Source organism: Patescibacteria group bacterium, assembly GCA_035549555.1.
Classification (GTDB): domain Bacteria; phylum Patescibacteriota; class Microgenomatia; order UBA8517; family UBA8517; genus Co84-156.
Genome location: DASZQR010000004.1, coordinates 39619 through 63163, shown reverse-complemented (window position 1 = coordinate 63163; position 23545 = coordinate 39619). Strand labels below are relative to the sequence as shown.

Here is a 23545-nt window from a genome sequence, read left to right as displayed (position 1 = left end):
TGTCGCCCACAACCTTACCCACACTTCGCCCACAGATAATATTGATAATATTACTATAAAATTTTTACTTATTTGGGTTAGGTGATTTCTGAGTCAACGTTGGAGCCTCCTAAAGTTAGGTAAAATGATGAGGCAACGCGGTACAACATAATCCCGATTATTAATGTAGCTATAGGTACCGCAGCCGCTAGAATTGACTGGGCTACAGATGGTTCCATATACTGCAGAGGAAAGATACTTAAAAACCAACAACCAAAAGTTGTGATATTGATAATCAATAAGTTTAAAAATTGCGATTTACATTTTTTCTTTAATGAAGCCAAATTATTTAAGCGTGAGAGAAGAAAGAATATAGCCGCTATCAAAAAAATTCCGAAACAAAGCAAAGTTGCATCAATTTTCATCTCAAGCAAAGCAGTAAAGACAAAAGCTACCGCAGATATAATACACCAGGCAAATATTCCAACAAACCCGAGGGTAGATTCATTGCTTAATTTTTCCATGTTCAACCTCTAATTTTTCTTGGTCTTCGGGAAAGAATGGGCTATTAGTCTTTTCAAGCAGAGATAATGCATCGACAAATGGAAAGTAACAACTTGGTGGGCGATAGTGGGATCGAACCACTGACCCCTGCCGTGTGAAGGCAAATTTAACATATTCCTCAGTAAACCACCATGAACAACCATCAACAAATTTTCCTGTAATTTCAAGTTGTTATAAAAAATCCTCTTGTTTCTGATTGTATATGGTGTACTATTCCCGTGCATTACATTTGCACTTCATTTGCACTTCAGTTTTATCGGAGGATTAATTTGAAAACGAACATCAACTCTACGTTAGAATCTTGAGATAAGAGTAATCATAAAACCTCTATACAATCTGGAATTCCATCAGAGGTTCCTCCGGGGGGTTGATTTTTTTATATCCTTTAGGTTTTTTGGAAAAGCTGTAATGGTGGGCTACAAAAATAAAGGTATTTTCCATATACTATGGCTTGATAGAAAATTTACTCTATATGATCATGAATGAGTATTATTCTAATCACTGTTATTTCTCCAGCTTAATAACTTGGCAACAGCATTTGCCTTATGTTCTGGAGCTATGACAGTCAACTACCAACTTTTATATCCTGCATGATATGCTCAACGATAACACCCAGGGCATCATTGGAGAGAATAGTTTCGTGGGAACATGCTAAGTTAACTACAGTTAAGTTCTTCATGTATTTTTTCCATCCATTCGAGTCTTCTGTTAATAATAACTCATATAATCGATTGCAATCTACCCATTCGTCATTATGCATATTCACATTGTGTTTTCTTATAAGCTTATTCGCTTTAAATAAAGTAGCTGGAGGAGTATACTCCTCATATTTGTTATAGCGAGCCAACATTTCTAATTCTCTTGGGATTAACTCTTGTAATCGGCGCCCATAACTGGTAGGAAGTATATTTTCTGGAATCAACTTTATCATCTCAGGAATTGCTGCGTGATAAATTTCTTCAGGACACAAAATAGTAACTGCTGAATCAAGCAAATACAAATTAATGACTTTATCTCCCTGTTTAATCAATTGCTTGGCCATTTCATAAGCAATCACCCCACCCATCGACCAACCACCTAAAACATATTCTCCTCGAGGCTGAATTTCTTTAAGTTTATTTATATAATGACTGGCTAGCAATTCAAGTGAATCTATACACTCAGAGGGCATGCAATTCAAGTTATGTGATTCTATACCATAAACAGAGAAGGTATCCTTGAGCTTCTTAGCTAGATTATAATAAACTTCTGCCCCTGCCTGGGAAGGATGAACTAGAAATAGAGGCGAAACACTAGGCATCTGATTAAAAGCTATAATACCTTGCGGAAGATAATTTGATCGACTAACCTGCTCGTTATTATTAAGCTCCAAAATTCGTGCAAGCTCATGGGTTTGCTTTAATACATTATCGTTAAAATAAACCCATGTAACGGGTAGCTCCAATGTAAATGTTCGATTAATTTTTTCAATCATTCTTAACGCTCGAAGAGAGTTGCCACCTAAACCTAAGAAACTACTCTGCAGATTTAAATTTTTTTCATCAAAAATACTGAGCCAAATTTCATTAAGTTGCTCCGATATTTCTTGAGCAGAGAACTGTTTATCAACAGAGAATCTTTTAGGCATAGAAATAGGGAGCCCAGGTGTATTATTTTGCTTCAGCTTAGGCCACAGAATTTTCCGATCAAATTCATAAGTGGGCAAAAGTAATCTATTTCTTATTTCCTGAAAGTGAAGAGCTGCAAAATTGATATCAACATTTTCAATATATAATTTGGCAATAGTAGATAACACGGTTCCATTATTTATTTGTTCCATTAAGTCAATTGCAACACTTTCAGACAATTGACTATCTTCTAGTTCAATTGAAGAATCATTTAAAACCTGATTATACCAATAAGAGTAATCTTTTATTTCACTTATTGAAACTTTTCTATTCAATTTTTTTGAAATCCAAGTGTCTTTTGAGTCAGCAAATTTAAACTTCGCAAATTCCATTGAAAAATGCTCCAAAGAGGAATTATTTTTTTTAAAACAAGATAATATATTTACTAAATTTAAGGCATTCGATAAAGAAATAACTCCAGTTAAACAAGCAGCCAGACATTCCCCAAACCCTACAGCAATCATTTTTTCAGGAATAATATTTAAACCTATTAAAAAACAAGCTAAAGCATATTCACCTACAAACTTGGCAAGAGGTGAAAATGAATCTTGAATATCTATATTAATGTTCATGTTTTTTAAAATATTTAAACAGTTTTCAATCGAGCTTTTATAAAAAAGATGGTCACGCATCATTGTTTCTATATTTTTTATATTTACAGATTTAACATTAGACAAAACAAATGTTATTTTTCTAAAATTCGGAACATTTTTTTTTGTATTAATCATAAATTCTTCTTTTGCAATTTTCTCTATAGCATCTTCTATGTCTTTGCAAATTATGCATATTCTATTTTGAAAATGCTTCCGGCCAACTTGTAAAGTAAAAGCCACATCATCTAAATTATCGAACTTGTGGTCTAAAAAATAATCTAGCAAATTGGAAAAATTTTTATTCAATGAATTAACGGATTTAGCTGAAATACAAATAATTTTCGAGCGAGTATTTGGCTTTAATTTTTTAATACCTGGCGCTTCTTCCATGATTAAATGTGCATTAGTCCCTCCTACACCTAAAGAATTTACAGCAGCGCGATAAGGAATATGAGAATCTTGCTTTTCCCAGTCTGTCGTCGTTAAGTTCATATAAAATGGAGAACATTCAAAATCAATGTTAGGATTCGGTTCCGAAAAATTAATACTTGCCGGTAGAGTCTTATGTTTTAGTGCTAGCACCACTTTAATCACTCCAGCAACACCTGCCGCCACATCAAGATGGCCGATATTGGATTTAATTGACCCTAATGTACAAAAATTATTTTTTTGCGTATAGGCGCGAAAAGCTTGCGTTAACGCGCTGACTTCAATAGGATCACCGATGATCGTACCAGTACCATGCGCTTCAATATGAGTAATGGTTTCGATAGGTACCTGAGCTAAACTGATAGCCGTTCTAATGGCTTCCACTTGACCAGAAATACTGGGCGCTGTAAAACCTATCTTCCGTCTACCATCGTTATTGACTGCAGTAGATTTAATAATCGCTTCTATATGATCTCCCTCACTTAGTGCATCTTGTAATCGTTTTAGCACAATGATACCCACGCCACTGGTCATAACAGTTCCTGAAGCATTTTTATCAAAAGCTCTACATTTCCCATCTGGAGAATATACCAAACCCTCTTTATACAGGTAACCGACTGCCGGAGGCAGCAATAAAGTAATTCCACCAGCTAATGCCATATCACAATCATTATTTAATAGACTCATACATGCCAAGTGAATAGCGACTAGAGAAGTAGAACAAGCCGTTTGAATTTGAATGCTAGGCCCAGTTAGATTAAGCTCATAAGAAACGCGTGTGGCCAGTTGAGAAGTTTCTGCAAGGACACCAACTTCAAATGGACTAAGTTCCTGGCTTGAATCACTTTGTAAAAGAAAATTAAGATAGGAAATTGGATTATGCTTACAACCAGCAAATACACCGATTTTTCCAGAATAATTTTCTGGGTTATATCCAGCATTTTCCAACGCAGACCACGATTCTTCAAGAAAAATCCTATATTGCGGATCAAGCATCATAGCTTCTTCGCTACTATATCCAAAAAAACCGGCATCAAATTGATCATACTCAGGTAATACCCCACAGACCCTAACATAATCTTTATGCGTTATATATTCATCCGGAATACCCGAATTTTTAAGATCGGAAAGTGAAACTTGCTCCAACCCTTCAGTACCATTACAAAGCATTTTCCAAAAAAGATTAATGTTTTTGGCTCCAGGGAATCTACCTGACATGCCGACAATCGCAATATCTGACTCTAAAAAATTTTGTTCTGTAGTTTTCATATATTCACTCTATCATTAGTTAAAGAACAGCATCGAGAAGTGTATCGACCTTTATTCACGGCTAAATTGAAATGTCTTTCAGCATCGTTAATTGATGGAGAATTAATTTTTTTAATGAGAAGATTAACGGTAGGATACTGAAAAATAGTTAGCATATCCAAATGGTAACCCTTAGTCCGCAAACAATTATATAGTTTAGCTATTAACAACGAATTCGCTCCTAAATCGAAAAAATTTGCATCACGATCAAGCTCTTCCATTTTCAGCAAATCTTTCAATAGAGCAATCAGATCATATTCTATGTTTAAATAGCCTGGAGAATCATTGATGACATCGGTAGAATAATTTTCTAGAAGTTTTGTCTTGTCTACTTTTCCATTTATAGTCAAAGGAAATTTTGGTATAAATGTGAATTTATAAGGAATCATATAATATGGCAACGATGACGCCAAATAATCTCTTAGTTCGGTTATCGTTAATTCCTCATTACTTACTGATGTACAATAAGCAACTAATGATTTAATACCGCCTTCTGTTATAGGAAAAACTACAGCCTGATTGATCTGGGAATGCTGATTTAACAACCTCTCCACTTCCCCCAACTCTACTCTATAGCCATTTATTTTTATTTGATCATCTATTCGGCCTATATACTTAAATGAACCATTTTCTAGAAGACAACCTAAATCTCCAGTTTTATATATTACTGAGTAACCCTCTTCCAGCATAGAAAATGGATTAGGGATAAATTTTTCGGCAGTTAATTCCGGGCAATTGAGATAACCGCGAGCTACACAATGTCCCGAAATAAATATTTCTCCGATAGTCATTGGTTGAAGTGGCTGTAAAAATTCGTCTAGCACATATATTCTAGTATTCAGTCCTGGGCAACCAATTGTAATGTCATCAAAAGTTTCTCCAAAACCATAAGTAGATAATGTCACGCCAACGGTCGTTTCAGTAGGGCCATATTCATTATAAATTTTGTGACAAGGATATTTATGCAACCATTTTTTAACATGAGTTGAACTTGCATTTTCTCCACCCAAAACAATAGATTGTAATGCCACTAAAGAACAGTTGTTTTGTAAATCACACAATAAATTAAAAAAAGTAGGCACTAGTTTTACAATATTAATTCTATATTTTTCCAAATGCTTTAAGTACTTACAGGGATCACGCTTTGTTTTTTCATCACAAAATATTATAGTTGCACCAGATATCACAGGCAGCAGGAGGGTTGTTATTGTAAAATCAAAAGCCAATGAAGAAGAGCAATCAAACCTATCTCCTAGCTTAACATTTAAATATTTATTCGCCCATTTCAAATAATTCATTAAACTTCTTTTCTCTACCATTACGCCTTTTGGATTGCCGGTGGAACCAGAAGTGTAAATAATATAATTTAACTTCTGAGAAAAGAATTTTTCTAATTGAGAATTTGAATTATATTTTATGTTAGCAATATCATCAGCTTTTAAAATAGGACAACAGATAGTTCCTTTTAATTTATCAATTAAATTTTTATGAGTCAGCAATAAATGTGGTTTAGCATCAGAAAGAATATAACTGATTCTATCAGATGGGTATTCAGTATCTAAAGGCAAAAAAGCACCACCTGCCTTTAAAATAGCTAAGATACTAATTATCATATTCAGATCTCTTTCCATAAGCATAGCTACAATAAATTCACCTTGATTAGGATCGTAATAATCACGGATTATCATTGATAGAATAGTAGATTTTTGATCTAGTTCTTCATAAGTTAGAAATTTTCCTTTGTAAACTGCAGAAATTCCGGTAGGATTACGTTTCGCTTGCCAGTGAAATAATTCTGAAACAGTATTTTCAGCAAGTGAAAGTTCGTTTATTTTCTCTGAACCTCTCATAGATGCTCCTGTGCCTTGAATCGAAAAACTAGAAATAATCATACCTTAAATTTAAAAGTTTTTAACCGTGAAAACTACGGTTTACTTCATTGAGAAAGAATGTAATATATACGTTATGATTACAATATCTGACAAAACCATCCCTGCTCAAATGCTAGCTTATGTGTTAAGACCCGCTCATCACGGAGAACCCATTAATGCTTTTAAGGAAGAACGCGTTGATCTTCCTCCATTAGGAGCTAATGAGGTATTGATAAAGGTCATGGCTGCGGGAATTAATTATAACGGCGTATGGGCCGCATTAGGTAGTCCTTACTCGCCTACGTTCTTTCATGGCAAAAATTTTCATATTGCGGGTAGCGATGCCTCTGGAATTGTTTGGAAAATCGGAGAAGCACTGGATAAAAAAACATTACATTTTAAAGAGGGTGACCATATCGTTTTACACTGTGGTCAATATTGTGGCCATTGTGTTCAATGTAATGGTGGAGACCCTATGCTTTGCCCCTACCAAAAAATATGGGGGTATGAAACCCCTTATGGATCATTCGCAGAATTTACAGTGGTAAAGCCTTATCAAATTTTACCCAAACCCAAGGAGCTGAGTTGGGCCGAAGCAGCAAGTTATACGTTGGTGCTAGCAACCGCATGGAGAATGTTATTAGGCCATTACCCACATACCTTACGATCTTCACAGAATGTGCTAATTTGGGGTGCTTCAGGGGGTATAGGAACAATGGCAATTCAAATTGTTAAAAATGCGAATGCCAATCCAATTGCAGTAGTGTCTTCAGAGGAGCGTGGACAATTTTGCTTACAAATCGGCGCTAAGAGTTTTATCAATAGGAATAATTTTGACTGTTGGGGAATAATGCCTAATGTAGGATCAAGCGATTATTTAACTTATATGAGTAAGGTAAAAAAATTTAAAAAAGCTATTTGGGACATTATTGGTACAGGCAATGAAATAGACATAGTGATTGAGCATGTAGGAGAGAAAACCTTTCCAGTAAGTTGCTACATTGCTAAAAAAGGTGGTTTAGTTGTTTACTGTGGAGCGACATCGGGATTTAATTTAAGTATGGATGCAGCCTATGGTTGGATGCATCAGAAACGGATTCAAGGTTCACATTTTGCCTCCACTTTAGAAGCTTTTTCCGCTAATGAATTAGTCTGTCAAGGGAAAATCAAGCCTTATCTCGGAAAAGTTTATAAATGGCAAGATCTGCCTCTGGCCCATCAACTGATGAAAGACAATCAACAGCTTTCAGGATGCATGGCTGTAGAAGTTAGTGTTTGAAATGCTCTATTTGAGGAAAACTTATGAAATCAGCAATTTTTATTACTCTAAGTATTGCAATGGGAATGTTATGCTTATTACCATCCGATATTTATTTACCAGCATTACCCCTCATTCAGCAATACTTTGATAGTAGCACCTCTTTGATTCAAATGACTCTTAGCGTATTTTTGCTCGGAACCGCAGCTTCACAATTTTTAATTGGCCCATTTGTTGATTTTTATAATCTAAAAGCTATCGGAATAGTATCTGTCACCATTTTCCTTATCGCAACTTTAATTTGCGCCATAACAACCTCTATCGAAGTCATGATTATAGCCAGATTTTTTCAAGCTTGCGGCGCAGGCTTTGCAGCAGTCATTTCTCGCGCCGCTGTTACTAAAAATTACGATTCACAAAAAGCTGCTCACGTTTATTTGATTATGAGTCCTATATTAGCAGTTTCGCCTGCAATTGCACCAGTAATCGGCGGAAATTTATCAAAATTTTTGGGTTGGAGATCCGTATTTATCTTCATTTTTATTTTAGGAATATTGATTTTAATAGGAATATGGAAATTTTTCGCGGTAAAACAAACTAGCTCCCCAGCTAAAGAGGATTTACATCCATTTAAAATAATTAAAAATTACTTAGACATATTGCGCAACAAATGCTTTTCTGGGTATTTGCTTACCCGTTGTGCCGTCGATGCTTCCTATTTTGCCTATATCACTGCTTCTCCATTTATATTCCACACCTTAGGCTATTCAACTATTCAAATTGGCAATTTTTATATTATTCCGATTATAAGCTTTGTTGGCGCCGCTTATTTAACGAAGCGCCTAATGGATAAATACAGTAAAGATCTATTAATGCTCATAGGCTTGCTCATTTCTATTTTTGGCGGAATTGTGTTATATTTGATCGGTATAACTCATTATTATTACGCTCTTCAGATCATCCTACCTGCAGCGATCATGACAGCAGGATATGGTTTCACTGGTTCATTGTCCTGGACCGAAGCCATGGCTCAATTTCCAGCGAGTCAATCTGGTTCCGTATCTAGTTTAATTGGTTTTTTCCCACTCATAGCTGCTTCTCTTGCAGCCGCCCTAGTTAATATTTTAACGCATGGCTCAGTTTCTCGTTTAGCCATATTTATGGTTATCTTACTCAGCTTAGCAACCCTTATTTTATTAAAAGTAATCAGATTTAAAACTGAAAAAAAACAATTAAAGATGAATTCAGATCCATACAACTAAAAAACCTAAATAACTAATTGACTTGGAATCCTTAGTTGACTATTCTTTCTAATTATAAGAGGTTTAATAAATTGATGAAGGATTCAAATGGAGAATCAGGATCGATTAAAAAATTTTAACGAAAATGCAAAATTTGCACAGTCAGTGTGTACTCGTTTTTTTATTGAAAATCGTTTAAATTATTTTAGTTTTGGTTCCCTAGATGAAAAAGGGAATTTTCGATGCTTTTTAACTAACCCAGAATGGTATCAGCATTTTGTTAGCGCGCAATACCCTATCTTTATACCAACCGCAAAAGATCCATCCCAGAAAAGTTATTTTTATCTTTGGTCTGAAGCTTTATCCCAACCAGTTGTTTCCAGCGCGTACAACAACTTTGGAATGGCTAACGGCATTACTTTTGTTCATAAAATTAATCTCATTACGGAATATTTTACCTATACTTCCATGCGAGAGAACCATCAAGCTATCAGTTTTTATCTTAATAACTTAGACGCTTTAAGAAGTTTTGCGGCTTATTTTAAAGAAAAAGCCAATAATTTAGCTTGGTCAATGGAAAAAAAATTAATAGTCCCTCCTAGTGATCATTATCCTCTAGAAATTAATTCTAATCTAGTTTATAAAGACACTTTCGATAAAAATCCTAATTTAAACAAAACAGAGCTACATTTGACCCTAAAAGAAATAGAGTGCATCAAATATTTACGAAAAAGTCTTACTGTTAAAGAAATTGCTAAAGCTTTATCGCTCTCTCCACGTACAGTTGAAGATCGTTTGAATATGATTCGAGAAAAATTAGGGTGCTACCGAAAATCTAACATCATCCCTAAACTTGAATCCGTCATGCCTCACATCTTGCTGATCGATTAATCTTTTCACCCCGTATTTTTCACGGTTGCACTCCTTACTCAAGTAATTAATAATTTCTACAAATTCATTGAAGGTAAAGAGTAATGAGTAAACCTATAACAAATCTTTCTTTATTGCCTCTTCAGGAAGATAGAGATTGGCACGTTTTAACGATTAGCGCTAAATCCCTACAGAACTTGTTGGAAGTAATAGAAAAATACATGAATTATCTGTTGACACATCCCGAGATCAATTTCGCTGATTTTTGTTATAACTCTAATTTACTTCAAAATCATTATTCTTATCGCTTAGCAATATGTGCGCAAACAGGAACTGAATGTGGCGAATTGCTAAAAAAACATGTACAGAAACAAAATTTAAAATCTTTTCCACAACTCAAGAAAATTGCTTTTTTATACACTGGAGCTGGTTCGCAATATACAGGGATGACCAAACAATTATACTTAAGTAATTCCATATTCCGTCATACTATAGACCAATGTCATGAAATTTTAGAAGAACTATTCAATATTTCACTTATTGATATCTTGTATTTAAAAAATGGAGAATCAATCAACGAAATTCTCCATACTCAAGTCAGTATATTCAGCATCGAAGTGGCTTTGTCTCGTTTATGGGAATCTTGGGGCATTATTCCAGATGCAGTCATGGGTCATAGCCTTGGGGAGTATGCCGCAGCATATAAAGCTAAAATGATTAATCTGAAAGACAGTTTAAAGCTTGTCGGTGAACGCGGTGGGTTAATGCAAAAACTCCCTGAAAATGTAGCGATGGTTGCCGCCTTAACGAATATAACGACTATCAAGAAGGTATTAAAAAATTTACTAGATCATGTAGCTATTGCAGCTGAGAACAGCCCATATAATACCACACTTTCTGGACGCAAAATATTTATCGAAGTCGCTAAAAAGCGTTTGGTTGAAGAAGGAATAGAAGTACAAATGTTGAATATCACAAGAGCCGGACATTCAGCGGAAATGGCCCCAATCCTTCCTGATTTTAGAAGATCATTAAATACCGTGGCTTTCTCACTACCTGAAATCAAGATAGTCTCTAATTTAACAGGCAATTTTATATCTCCTGAAATTCCTATCCAAAATGAATATTGGTGCCGGCAACTTTGCGAAACAGTTAAATTCAGTAAAGGACTAGAAACTTTGCAAGAAAATAATATAGATGCTTTTGTAGAAATTGGATCCAAGCCATTGCTAATCACTTTAGGCAAACAGTCTCTCAGTGAAACACAATTAACCTGGTTGTCTAGTTTACATATGGGCCAACCGGACTGGAAAAGTCTAGGAAATGCTTTATGTGAGCTATACATTAAAGGCATTACGATCGATTGGAAGAAATTTGATTCAGGTTATAAACGTTTAAAATCAAATTTACCAAATTTTATTAACAACTCAGAGGCCAACCATGAATAAAACTCATTTTTTATTTAAAATAGAAGAAATCTGTGAATTACCGGCTAATACGCTTAAAGGCGAAGAGGATTTAGTAGGATCAACTTTGATAGATTCGTTGTCTTTATTAGGCTTAATCGCTATGTTAGATAAGAATTTTGGCCTAAATCTGACCCTTAGTGAAATGCTTTCAATTGGAACTGTTAATAATCTCTACTTTAAAGTCTCTGAAAGAGTGGGAACTAATTAATGAGCCATAATCCTTTAAGCTTAGCTGGAAAAACTATTCTTGTTACCGGGGCTTCCTCAGGTATAGGACGAGAAACTGCGATTTTGCTTAGTAAATTAGGGGCTAAAGCTATTTTAATTGGCCGTGATAGCAAAAGATTGAAACAAACAGAAAGTATGATGCAACATAATGAACATATCACTTTAGAATTAGATTTAACGAATTACGACATGGCCTTTGATACACTCACAAAAGTATGTAATAAAACGAAACCATTGGATGGTTTAGTACACGCAGCGGGAATACAAACTACTGTTCCTCTGCAATTTACCAGTTTGGAAATTATCCAAGCTGCCCTCCAATCTAATTTAATATCTTCTTGCTTATTAATGAAATTTTTTCGCCAAAAAAATATTAGTGCTCAACCTGCCGCCTGTGTACTCATGAGTTCAGTCACCGCACTATTCGGTCAATCCGGTCTAGCATTATACGCAGCAACTAAAGGAGCAATCATTTCATTAACTAAATCATTATCTGTCGAGTTATCTCGACAAAAAATTAGAGTGAACTGCATTATTCCAGGACTGGTAAATACACAGATGACTCAAAATGCTTTAAAGCAAATGTCTTGTAATCAACGAAAAAATTGGGAAGCATCGCACCTATTAGGTATAGGTGAACCGATTGATATTGCTAATATGGCTGCTTTTTTAATTGCTGATGCCAGTAAATGGATCACCGGATCATCTTTTATTGTGGACGGTGGATTTTCCGCGCACAAGGTTATTGAATCATGAAAGCATTTATTCAAGCTATTGAATTTTATTTGCCAGAAACAGTGTTAAAAAATAATGAAATTAGCGCAATTTTTCCTGAATGGCCTGCGGATAAAATAAAAAATAAAACTGGGATTTCGGTCAGATATATTGCGTCTGATGATATTTGCGCTTCGGACTTGGCGTTTAAGGCAGCTGAAAAGCTCTTTGCCACGCAAGTTATCTCTCGAGAAGAAATTGACTTTATTTTACTTTGCACTCAATCTCCCGATTATCTTCTTCCCACCTCCGCTTGTCTTCTTCAGGATAGACTTAATTTACCTAAATTCTGTGGCGCATTAGATTTTAATTTAGGCTGCTCAGGTTATATATATGGGCTAGGGCTAGCTAAAGGCTTAATTGAAACCAATCAAGCCACCAATATTTTATTATTAACTGCCGATACTTATACCAAATACTTAGATCCAACAGATGTCAGTACTCGTACTATCTTTAGTGATGGAGCATCAGCTACCTTAATTAGTAAAAAAAAATCGATCCAAAATGATAATTACATCAGTGAACCACTTTTTGGAACTGATGGTTCAGGAGCAAAAAATTTAATCCTAAAGAAAGGAGGAACGCGCTATTACAAAAGGCAATCCTTTGCAAATGAATTTTTATATATGAATGGATCAGAAATTTTTCTATTTATTATAAATAATATTCCTCAGTTAATTAACAATACCTTAAAAAAAGGAGGATTAAAAATTGAAGAAATTGATTTATTTATTTTCCATCAAGCTAATCAATTTATTTTAGAACACTTAAGAGAAAAAATTAAAATTCCTAAAGATAAATTCTATATTTCAATTGAAAATTTTGGTAATACGGTTTCCTCCAGTATTCCCATTGCCCTCCATTGCGCTCAAGCCGAAAAAAAATTATCATCCCATTTGAAAATCATGCTAGTTGGTTTTGGGGTGGGTTATTCATGGGGTAGCGTTATCGTTCATCCTTTTCTAGGAGAATAATATGAACAGTGATGTTGTTGAATTAAATTCAATTGCTGTTAACACACATTCTGAGACACTTTCTCTTCGTGCATTTATCGTGATTTTTATTGGCTCACTATATTTTTTTCTTGATTCTATGTTTGCGGTATTCCCTGCAGCGTTAATTAACCAACTTAGTCTTAAATATCACATTGCTGCCACAGGTATTGGGTTATTTGCTGCCATTTATTTTTATTTTTATGCTCCCCTGCAGTTACCTTGTGGCTATATATTAGATCGTTTTGGCCCACGCAAGATAATAATAATAGGTTCATTTATTTGCACAGGAGCTTTATTACTGTTTGCTTTTACTAATTCTTTTGTCGTTAGTTGCATCGCCAGAGGGCTACTTGCTGTCGGAGCTGCCGCTGGATACTTGGCCCCTATGCTATTAATTGTTCGCTGGTTTCCTCATCGTCTCTATGTGATTTTAACAGGAGGAGTAGTTTTTATTGAATGTATCGGTGCAGTTTTTGGTAGCTCTTTCATATCTTATTTAACTAATTTTCTTCGCCTAGAAACCATTATCCTATTGATGTCAGCGCTGGGTGTTATTTTATTAATACTCACTTATCTATTTGTAGAGGACTATCCCTCCAATATTTCTATTAAAAAAACACAGCTCACTATTCGTTTTGAGGCATTTAAAACGATTTTTTTATCTACACAAAATTGGGTAATTGCTATTACAGGTGCATTATTTTGGGCGCCTGTCTCAATTTTTGCTGCCTTATGGGGTATCCCATTTCTGCGCGTGGTGTACCATCTTTCTAAAATTTCAGCAGCTGATTTCTTAATTATGGTATGGTTAGGCATTGGAATAGTGAGCCCACTGTGGGGTTGGATATCAATTTATCTTAAGAAACGCCTGCTTCCTCTTCGTATTGGTGCTAGCATCGGTCTCATCAGCTCCATAGTAATCCTTTGGGGCGCTAATCGGTGGGTAGGTATTTTATTGATAGCCTTATTTTTAATGGGAGGAGCCAGTGCTTGTCAAGTGCTCACCTTTGGTATCATGCATGATCGGCATCTAAGTCGCGATTCTGCCACAGCTTTTGGATTCAACAACACGATTATTTGCTTTGGTAATGCCTTTTTTGATTTTATAGCCAGTTATTTATTGGATAAATTCTGGGATGGAAGATATTTTGGCGTTACCAAGCTATATTCTACCTTTTGCTATCATCATGCTTTATTGATACTGCCAATGTGCTATTTACTCATTTTAATATTAAGTTTTTTTGTAAAGGAAACTTATTTAAATTTTTAAAAAATGAAAAAGTATTGTGATTAAATTACAAGGAGAAAAATCATGCGTTCAAGTTTAAAAGCGATCCTACCGATCAGATTCCCATTTTCTTTAAATTAATTCCATATGATTCTCAAAAACGCAAACAATCAATCTTGGAAAAATTCAGCTCATTTTGGTTTCACCTTTTCTGTTAAAATTATAGAAAAGCATTCTACCTAGCCTAAGCACAAGACTGTAAAAAATATGTGTATTTAATCCCGGATGGAGGCTGCTTTTATCCGCATACCCCCATCCATATGAATAGCTGCGCCTGTGATATATGATGCTGTATCTGAGCATAAAAAAAGTACTACGTTAGCAACATCTTCCGGCATACCCATTCTTCCAATCGGTGGAATGATTTGCTCCACCTGCATTTGATTTTTCTCAAGAAAATCTTCAACCATTTTTCCAGCAATACCAATGGGACAAACAACATTTACTCTCACTCCATGACATGCTGCCTCGCTTGCTGCAGCTTCGCTTAAGCTAAGAATCGCGATTTTACTGGCGTTATAAAGACTATGCTTAGGAACTGGTAAAAAAGGTGCTACCGACGAAGAGTTTATAATCACTCCACCTTTATTTTTAATCATATAAACTAGTTCGTATTTCATACAGAAAAAAGTTCCTTTGGTATTGGTGTCCATCACTCTATAATAAGACTCCTCCGTTTCGTTAATTATAGAATCGTTTGTTACTACGCCTGCATTATTAAATGCATAATCCAAGCGACCAAATCGACTGAGCGTCTTATTAATCATCGCAATTATATCATCTTCTTTTCTTACATCTGTTTGTAAAAAGATAGCGTCTCCTCCAAATTTTCGGATAGCTTCTACTACTGCCATCCCTTCCTCTTTTCGTCGACCGGCTATGACCACATGAGAGCCAGCTTTAGCAAAAGCAATTGCAGTGGCTTCACCGATACCAGAAGTTGCTCCAGTAATCAACGCTACCTTATTGACAAATTCTTGCATTTTTTTCTCCTATTGTTTTTTACCGCTAATCATAAACGTTCTTACGTAACCAATAATACTCTTAGTACAATTTTCGTACCCTTTTAAATCTTTCACTAAACCTTCAAATTCTTCAGGTGTAACAGAGTTATTTTCAAGAATGCTGTATTTTGTACAAGCAATTCCGAGCCGGCAAATACTTTTTTCTTTCTTAGTCTTTAAAAGCGGTTGATAAATTTCCGCATCCAATGAATCAAATCCTGCTTGCATAAACATACTATAAAGCGAGCCCGCTAAATCTAAATCTAAATTTAACGCTTGGAAATTATTTTTCATCATTTTAGTCCATCTTTCCCCAATATCAGACTTTGGACAGGTAAAAATACCATTGCTGATGACACTAATATCTTCACACACTAAGCTTCCTCCAGATTTTAAGAGTTGATAAATAAGTCGCAACCAATTCAAGGGTTGATTTATAAACATTAATGTCCAACGAATATAAATAAAGTCGAAACTATCTAAGAACCTTGGAAATAAATCTTCTAAAGAAGCCTGCGTAAAAGATAAATTAGTTAAATTTAATCCTTTGCTACGATTTATAGAAAATTTAATTTGACGACAGTCCTGATCAATAGCCAAAACTCGACCTTTACAACCTACTTTTTTAGCTAACCAAATGGCTGTACTACCATATCCGCAACCAATTTCAAGTACTGACATAGCCTTATCGATCCCAAATTTTTCTATGAAAGCAAAACTAGAAGGATTATATATACTATTTAAAATTGACATTCTTATAAAATCAGTTTTCCCACTGACCACGGGATAACTCATATCTTTTCCTCATTTAATTATTAAATATATAGTTTAAAACATGTTCTTAATTTATCCAACCGTGTTTTCAACGGTAGATTAATATAAAATTATTTAAGACAATCAAGATTAAAGATGAAGCAAACCTTTCACCAATGAAGATGCGAAATTTGCTGCATTAAACTGCAAATTATAGTAAAAAGTCTTTATGGGAAAGAGAAAAATTAATTAACCAACATCGTAAGGAACGAGATGAGTGTGCACGCATTCGTATAAAAGCAGCACTTGCCTATGAGGATGGCTATAGTTATTCAGAAATTTTCGTATTCTATTTCTGGGTGATGAAACAACACCCTAGAGTTTTTAATAGAGTTAGTAGAAATAAAACTATTTTAAGCGCACGAGTTACTGATAACTTTCAAATATTGCATGCACTGTTGTTCGCAGTTTGAAGTGTAATGAGTATATATTAGGAAGAGGTATTATGAACCAGCATTACTATAATTCATTAATTAAACAATTTCATACGTTAGTGAAGGAGGTCTGCACACATTGGCAAGTTCCCAATCTAACGTATGCCTTGATTTCTCAAAATGAAATAATAGGACTAAATTCATACACTTTAGATCAATTTTATCCCTATGATGTGAATAACAAAATTTTTAGGATTGGCTCTAATAGTAAAGCAATGGCATGTGCTATCTTAGCCGACTTAGAATATCAAAAAAAACTTTCTCTAGAGGATTCTGTAATTAACTATCTCCCTAAATTTAAAATGGGAACAAAAGAATTGACTAATGAAACTAAGGTAGTTGATTTAGTCACCCATGCCACAGGAGTCAGTAAATATGCCGCATCAATGATGTGTTACCTGGATTATTCTCATCAGGACATCATTAACTGCTATCAACATTTTAAGCCAGTTAAACCATACCGCTCATCATTTCAATACAATAATGGCTTATATGTAGTTGCTGCTGAACTTATTAAACAAGTTACAGGCATAAGGAATGAAGATTATTTCAAAGAAAAGTTATTTCAGCCTTTAGGAATGAATAATACCTATACTTCTCTTAATACACTTTACAAACCTGCCTTAGCAGTACCGCATGTTGATCACGATGGAAAGAGTATTGCCATTCCACAGTGCCCATTTGGAGATGCAATTAGCATAGGTGGTAATGTTAATAGTACTGCAGCTGATCTAGCTCAATGGCTATTATTTAATTTAAAAATCACTACAACTGATGATCCCGCTTTAAAACAGTATAAAAAAATCTTTAAGTCACAAATTAAAATATCAACACCAAAATCAACTAATTTATTTAACAGTCTAATTTGCGCAGATGCATATACACTGGGTTGGTACCGCGCATGTTTTAATAAATATACTTTTTTTGAGCACATGGGAGGATTTTCTGGTTACATGAGCAACATTTCTTTTTCTCCTCAACTAAAATCAGGGATCATTTTACTCAGCAATAAAAGTGATATCTGGTATCCTTTAGAAATGCTTAAAATGAATTACTATGAATTATTGATAAACAACTATTATACAAATATGCTGGAAGCTATCAAACAACAATGCATAAAATTTAGGCTTTCTTTAAATCAAGACTTAAGTGTTTACAAAAAGGAAGCGATCCCTTCTTATTTAAAAATAAAAAATGGTAGCTATTTTAATCCAATATATGGAAAAATAGTCATTCACGTAGATGAAAATCTATCTTATATTATTTTAGGTCCTAAAGCTGTAATCATCAAAATTGAATATATTGGAAATAATATTTTCAAATTAATTGATGAACACTTCAATTTTGGCACGATGTTTAAGTTAATTTTACTAGAAATTAAAGATACCCGAAAAAAATTGACGTTAACGATAAATATGGATGATCAACACGGTCATCTAGCATGGATAGATACACAGGATTTTGTTATTAATGAGTAAGAGAATTTTTTCTAACTATATTTTTGAAGAAATTTCTATTGGTGATAAATCCTCTTTAAAAAAAAGGATATCACAGGAAAAAATCAACCAATTTGCAACTCTCTCAGGTGACTTTAATCCACTACATTTGAGTGTAGAATATGCAAAAAGACGTGGTTTTTACAATACTATTGCCCAAGGCGAATGGAGCAATCTATTAATCTCAGCAATCCTTGGAACCCAACTTCCTGGGCCTGGCACCATCTACTTAAAACAACAATTAATTTTCAAAAAAATTATTTTTTGTGAAGACGTAATCCAAGCAACCATAACTGTTAAAAGTAAAAATGAAAACCAAAAAACACTTATTTTTGACTGCCAATGCACTAACCAGAAAGGAGATATAGTTTCCATAGGAGAGGCGGAAGTAGTCCCGCCATTAATAAAAATTCCCATAGATGAATGCCTTATAGATCCGGCAAAATCCCGTATACGAACTCACCCGTAATTATAACTACAAGTGTTTTTGGCTTCATACAAATCATGTGTTTCAACCAATGCCTTGGTCCCTAAGAGTTTGCCAGTTTCGAGGCCATTATTGATTTTATTGGTGGGCGATAGTGGGATCGAACCACTGACCCCTGCCGTGTGAAGGCAATTGTGACATAACTACCAGTAAACCACAATGAACCACGATAAACAAATATCTGCCTTAAATCAGATGATTGTACAATACTAGTTTGTTGCTGATTGTATATGGTGTACTATTCTCGTGCATTACATTTGCACTTCATTTACACTTCAGTTTAATAAGAAACTTAACTTAAAACCTAACATCAACCCTACGTTAATACAACAACTAACTCTAAAAATAAACTCTATGATGTTCAAGATACCAAATTGATTGGATTTTAATAATGGTCCTTCGATGAACAATGGAACGCCGAGAAAAAAGCGGTAAAATCCATTTTTTGATGCCGGAAAACATTTATGAAAGATTCTATGCGCATTACATTAGTTATTTTGGGTCAATTTATTTCACAGTTGGGAAGCTCTCTGACTGGGTTTGCTTTTGGTATTATCTTGTTTCAAATGAATAATAAAGTAACGGATTTATCCATGCTTTATTTTTTCCAAGTTCTACCCGTATTGTTGATTCTATTACCCGCCGGCCTAATCGTAGATAAGTATTCAAAAAAAAAATTTATAATCCTGAGTGAAGCTATTTCCGTACTCACATTAAGTTATCTAATTTTTAAAGTTTCAAATCACAATCTAACGAAAACAGATTTGTACGCCTATGTTGCAATTTGTTCCACATTTGGAACTTTACAGGGTTTAGCAACCATAACTTTGGTAGGAATTAATGTTTCTGCCAACAAACGAATGAAATTTAATACCTTATTAAATTTGAGACAAGTTGTGCCACGATTAATCGCCCCGCTTTTTGCGGGTTTTTGGCTAATGCACGGCAGCACTTCTGTGCTTTTCATGCTAGATATAGCTTCTTCTTTGTTTTCAATTGTTATGACGCTATATATTAAAGATCAATTTGTTCCATCTGTTATACAGCCGTGGTCAAAGTTTTTAGCAGAATATATAGAATGCATTAGAGAATTATTGGATAAGCCACAACTGCTGTGGTCTCTATCTTGTCTTATGCTATCGCTTTGTGCGATAAACCTAATTGGAGTATATATATTACCCATTTCGCTTCTGGAAACGTCTCCTGAGATTGCAGGCAAAGTCATTGCTATGGGAGGGATAGGGGCTGTTTTAGCTGGGGTATTAGTTGCTTTTTTTCCTCCCAAAAAATTAAGCTTTGAAAAATTTATTCCATTAAGTGTAGCTTTTCAGGGAATTATCCTTCTTCTTGGGTCATTTAGTTTTCACATTGTCATCATGGGCCTAGTACTATTTATATATTTTTTTATAAGTCCTTGGCAACGAGGGTGTAGTTACGCCTTGTGGGAAAATTCTTTAGAGAATGAACGTTATGGTAAACTATTAGCGATAAAAGGGATAATGCTGCAAGCAACCAGTGCTCTTGTTTTTTTAGTTGCTGGACCATTAGTTGATAAAATAGTCTTTCCCCTCTTGCAGCAAGAGTCTCATGACACGCAATCTTTATTTACACTTGTTTATGGAACTAGTAATACGGGGGCAATGATCTTTATATTAACAACTATCGGTTTAATTGAGTTGATCTTCGGACTCTATGTATACCTGCGAAAATATTTAACCAATATTATTTATGTATCAAATTAAATAAATTGAAGCATATGATGGAAATTGTTTTTAGCGGAAGCGGTTCATCTTCCCTCAAACTTTGGCAAAATTAAATGACTTATCAAAAAGTAGATATTAATGGGATCACCTGCAAGCTTGAATTAGGCAAATGGACTATTGATTCTTTAGAAAATGACTTGATCATAGCCCAATGGAAATTCAAACTTCCATTTGAAAGAATAAAATTTCTTGCCGAACAACTGATAAGCACACCTTTTTATTTTGAATCTGAACTGCCTATTCTCCCCAAACAATGGTTACGAGTTAGATTTGAATCGTTTGATTGCGTCACTTTTTTGTACACAGTCATTGCATTATCAAGCTCAATCTCATTTTCTGACTTTTGTCAAAAATTATGTAAAGTTAGATACAAATTTTCTGAAGATTTTTTTCTCGATAATGACCCGAAATCTGGCAACATATTTGATTTTGTTGAAGAATCAATTTTATACAATTGTATAAAAAGAAATTATCTGGATGATATAACACAACATCTAATTAGCCAAAATAAATTAATAGAGATAAAAGTAAAAATTAAACCGGTTACTCGGCCTGCTGCTCATGACTCAAAAACTTTAATTATCACTCCAAAATATCTTCAGGCTTATGAAGCACGGTGGGACTTTATTCCTACTAGTTCATTAAGTGAAATAGATATAAAATATTTAAATTCAGGAGATATTATTCTATTATCCAAAGGCGAGAAAGACTCTCAAGGCCAACCAGCCATTTCATTAATTTCTCATTTAGCAATTGTAATAAAAGAAAATAATGAACTCTTTTTTATCCATTCAAGTAAAAATTACATCGTTGATTTAAATATACAAAAAAACGATCCTATCCACCAACAAATAGGCGTTAATTACGGCTTAAAATTCGCAGGAGATCATTACACGCAAAAAGTGGGAAATAAAACATACTATGGCTACTTAAAGGAACAGAAACAGTCATTGATAACTTATGCGGAAAATAACTTTAAAGGAGCATGCTTTCTTAGAGCTAAATAAACCCTCGAAATTTATCAATAAACTCTAATGTACTTAAATCTCCCCCTAAATCTTGAGTATACTGATTATTTCTCAAGATGGTTAAGGTGGTTTCTTTGACCAAGCTAGCAATTTTAGGAAAGCTCAGCCAATCCAACATCATAGATAAAGCAAGAATAGCACCCACAGGATTTGCTATACCTTTATTTGCAATATCGAGGGCTGAACCATGAATTGGTTCAAATAACCCTTTATTCTTGCTTAGGTTTGCAGAAGGGCAAAGACCAATACTCCCTACCATCCCTGCCAATACATCAGATAATATATCTCCATACATATTCATAGTAAGGATAAGCTCAAACTGTTCGGGTGATTTTATCAGCTTATAAGCTGCAGCATCTACGTATTCATGGTTGACCTCAAGTTGAAAATTGTGGTCATCCATTAATTGATGCAAAGCCGCTTCTGCTGTCTCTTTAAAGAATCCATCAACTAATGGCAAAACATTGGCTTTTGTAACAATCGTAATTTTTTTATACCCTTGATTCTTGGCGTAATGAAAGGCATCACTGGAAATAGCTTGTGTTGCCTTCAAAGTTACAAGCTTTTCCCCAACCGCCTCATCTTCTTTTCTAAAATACTGTTTCTGATAATATAAATCTTCTGTATTTTGTCTAAAAATAGTAATATTAAATCTTGCTTTACTTAAATTATCTATGCTGACTGCGGGTCGAATGTTTGTTGCCAAATCATAAGTCTTTCTTAAAAATCCAATGACTGAATTAAATCCTTTAGGTTTAATAAGCGGAGTAGTAAAAGCGCCAACAAAAAAAGCCTTGGCTTCGTCTAAAATCTTGCGTTCCTCGATAGAAAAAAGAAATCCACATTTTAAATACTTGTCCACTCCTGTTTGAATATGCACGAGTTCCACATAATTTTCTAATTTGGGGATAAGACTAATTGCAGCATCTACCACTTCAGGTCCAATGCCATCGCCTTTTAAAACAGCAACAAGGGGTTTACTGGTCATGTTATCTTATCGGTTAGAAATGATAAACTCTGTTAATTTTTGGCTCTTTGTTAAGATGTGCATTAAGGTTAGCCATAAAGATCTCCATACTATCTTTCCAATAATTATTACTTAATGCTGCAATATGCGGAGTAATAAATATCTTGGGTGAAACAGGATATCTACTTTCAGGAACGGGGGGTTCAATATCTAAAACATCGATTAATACACCTTTGATTTTTTTCTCATTTATAGCGTTAATCAAACTTTCCCGATTGATAATACTCTCTCGTGCAATATTTATAATAAAGGTATTTTTTGAAATTAATTTGAACTTATTTTCATTAAGTAGATCACTTGAGTCCGCATTGAGAGGTAGAGTCAAAACTAAAAAATCTAAGTCTACTAAAAATGTGTCTATCTCAGATGCACTAAAATACGCGCTGAAATAATCATCGTTTACTGGCTTCGATTTGGAACAGACAATAACTCGAACACCCAAAGAATTTAGCAAGCATGATAACTTCGAACCAATGGCGCCGTAACCTAAAATTCCCACACAAGTTTCATTGAGACTTTTTATATTAGAGTCATTATCCACATAGGACTCTCTATTCCAGATCCCAGCAGTTGAATCTATTATCGCTTCGAAAATTCTGCGGTTCACTCCAAGAATGATACCTAAAACAAATTCAGCCACCGCGGAAGCTGCGACTCCCTTCATGACCGTTAATTCATGTTGATATTGCGAAAAAAAATTGGGAGGAATTCTTTTATCTAGCCCCGAGCTTGCTAACTGTATCCAGGAAAGCTTGGATGCTTTATCTAGTTGATTTTCATTAATTTCCCAACAAAATAAAACATCCGCCAGATATAACTTTTGATCTAGCTCTTGATTATTTGAAACAAAAATAAAGTTAATACTAGGAAATTGAGCGCTAAGAATTTCTTTATATTTTTGCGGTACTCGCCAAAAGTGATATCGATGGTAGAGTGCAATTAAACAAATCATACAGATA

At 34.6% G+C, this 23545-nt stretch carries 19 protein-coding genes; 12 read left to right on the top strand and 7 right to left on the bottom strand.

The window, feature by feature from the left end; all coding sequences use genetic code 11:
* Positions 1-77: 77 nt before the first annotated feature.
* The 3 genes from VG895_00435 to VG895_00425 all read right to left on the bottom strand — a co-directional run bounded on the left by VG895_00435 (position 78) and on the right by VG895_00425 (position 6432).
* Positions 78-503 (bottom strand): hypothetical protein, encoded by a 426-nt coding sequence (locus VG895_00435; protein ID HWA51509.1) that lies wholly within the window; start codon positions 501-503, stop codon positions 78-80.
* Between the two features lie 605 nt (positions 504-1108).
* On the bottom strand, positions 1109-4501 hold the full coding sequence (locus tag VG895_00430; protein HWA51508.1) for a beta-ketoacyl synthase N-terminal-like domain-containing protein: 3393 nt from the start codon (positions 4499-4501) through the stop codon (positions 1109-1111).
* Positions 4498-6432: a non-ribosomal peptide synthetase gene (locus VG895_00425; GenBank protein HWA51507.1), complete on the bottom strand. Its 1935-nt coding sequence runs from the start codon at positions 6430-6432 to the stop codon at positions 4498-4500. The genes VG895_00430 and VG895_00425 overlap by 4 nt, the downstream gene beginning before the upstream one ends.
* Positions 6433-6505: 73 nt before the next feature.
* On the opposite strand from VG895_00425, the gene ccrA reads away from it, so the two are divergent.
* The 8 genes from ccrA (at position 6506) to VG895_00385 (ending at position 14516) form a co-directional block, all read left to right on the top strand.
* Positions 6506-7690 (top strand): crotonyl-CoA carboxylase/reductase, encoded by a 1185-nt coding sequence (ccrA, locus tag VG895_00420; GenBank protein HWA51506.1) that lies wholly within the window; start codon positions 6506-6508, stop codon positions 7688-7690.
* A gap of 23 nt (positions 7691-7713) precedes the next feature.
* Complete coding sequence (locus VG895_00415) at positions 7714-8931, top strand: multidrug effflux MFS transporter (GenBank protein HWA51505.1); 1218 nt, start codon at positions 7714-7716, stop codon at positions 8929-8931.
* Positions 8932-9018: 87 nt separating this feature from the next.
* Positions 9019-9801 (top strand): helix-turn-helix transcriptional regulator, encoded by a 783-nt coding sequence (locus tag VG895_00410; protein ID HWA51504.1) that lies wholly within the window; start codon positions 9019-9021, stop codon positions 9799-9801.
* Positions 9802-9884: 83 nt separating this feature from the next.
* Positions 9885-11228, top strand: coding sequence for an acyltransferase domain-containing protein (locus VG895_00405; protein HWA51503.1), 1344 nt, complete (start codon positions 9885-9887; stop codon positions 11226-11228).
* Positions 11221-11457 (top strand): phosphopantetheine-binding protein, encoded by a 237-nt coding sequence (locus VG895_00400; GenBank protein ID HWA51502.1) that lies wholly within the window; start codon positions 11221-11223, stop codon positions 11455-11457. Before VG895_00405 ends, VG895_00400 begins: the two co-directional genes overlap by 8 nt.
* On the top strand, positions 11457-12233 hold the full coding sequence (locus tag VG895_00395; protein ID HWA51501.1) for an SDR family oxidoreductase: 777 nt from the start codon (positions 11457-11459) through the stop codon (positions 12231-12233). The genes VG895_00400 and VG895_00395 overlap by 1 nt, the downstream gene beginning before the upstream one ends.
* Positions 12230-13225 (top strand): ketoacyl-ACP synthase III, encoded by a 996-nt coding sequence (locus tag VG895_00390; protein HWA51500.1) that lies wholly within the window; start codon positions 12230-12232, stop codon positions 13223-13225. The genes VG895_00395 and VG895_00390 overlap by 4 nt, the downstream gene beginning before the upstream one ends.
* A gap of 1 nt (position 13226) precedes the next feature.
* Positions 13227-14516 (top strand): MFS transporter, encoded by a 1290-nt coding sequence (locus tag VG895_00385; protein ID HWA51499.1) that lies wholly within the window; start codon positions 13227-13229, stop codon positions 14514-14516.
* Between the two features lie 233 nt (positions 14517-14749).
* Here VG895_00385 and VG895_00380 read toward each other — a convergent pair whose 3' ends face one another.
* On the bottom strand, positions 14750-15517 hold the full coding sequence (locus VG895_00380) for a glucose 1-dehydrogenase (GenBank protein ID HWA51498.1): 768 nt from the start codon (positions 15515-15517) through the stop codon (positions 14750-14752).
* A 9-nt stretch (positions 15518-15526) separates the two neighbouring features.
* A complete protein-coding gene (locus tag VG895_00375) occupies positions 15527-16291 on the bottom strand; it encodes a class I SAM-dependent methyltransferase (GenBank protein HWA51497.1) in 765 nt (254 codons plus the stop codon).
* Positions 16292-16796: 505 nt separating this feature from the next.
* Here VG895_00375 and VG895_00370 point away from each other — a divergent pair.
* The 4 genes from VG895_00370 (at position 16797) to VG895_00355 (ending at position 21538) form a co-directional block, all read left to right on the top strand.
* Entirely contained in the window at positions 16797-18263 is a 1467-nt protein-coding gene (locus tag VG895_00370; GenBank protein ID HWA51496.1) for a serine hydrolase domain-containing protein, read from the top strand.
* Positions 18256-18750: a MaoC family dehydratase gene (locus VG895_00365; GenBank protein HWA51495.1), complete on the top strand. Its 495-nt coding sequence runs from the start codon at positions 18256-18258 to the stop codon at positions 18748-18750. Before VG895_00370 ends, VG895_00365 begins: the two co-directional genes overlap by 8 nt.
* A 482-nt stretch (positions 18751-19232) precedes the next feature.
* A complete protein-coding gene (locus VG895_00360; protein HWA51494.1) occupies positions 19233-20510 on the top strand; it encodes an MFS transporter in 1278 nt (425 codons plus the stop codon).
* A gap of 74 nt (positions 20511-20584) precedes the next feature.
* Positions 20585-21538: an N-acetylmuramoyl-L-alanine amidase-like domain-containing protein gene (locus VG895_00355; protein HWA51493.1), complete on the top strand. Its 954-nt coding sequence runs from the start codon at positions 20585-20587 to the stop codon at positions 21536-21538.
* Here VG895_00355 and VG895_00350 read toward each other — a convergent pair.
* Positions 21531-22547 (bottom strand): isocitrate/isopropylmalate family dehydrogenase, encoded by a 1017-nt coding sequence (locus VG895_00350; GenBank protein HWA51492.1) that lies wholly within the window; start codon positions 22545-22547, stop codon positions 21531-21533. The two genes, VG895_00355 and VG895_00350, sit on opposite strands and share 8 nt — an antisense overlap.
* Before the next feature lie 13 nt (positions 22548-22560).
* Entirely contained in the window at positions 22561-23538 is a 978-nt protein-coding gene (locus VG895_00345) for an NAD(P)-dependent oxidoreductase (GenBank protein HWA51491.1), read from the bottom strand.
* Positions 23539-23545 lie beyond the last annotated feature (7 nt).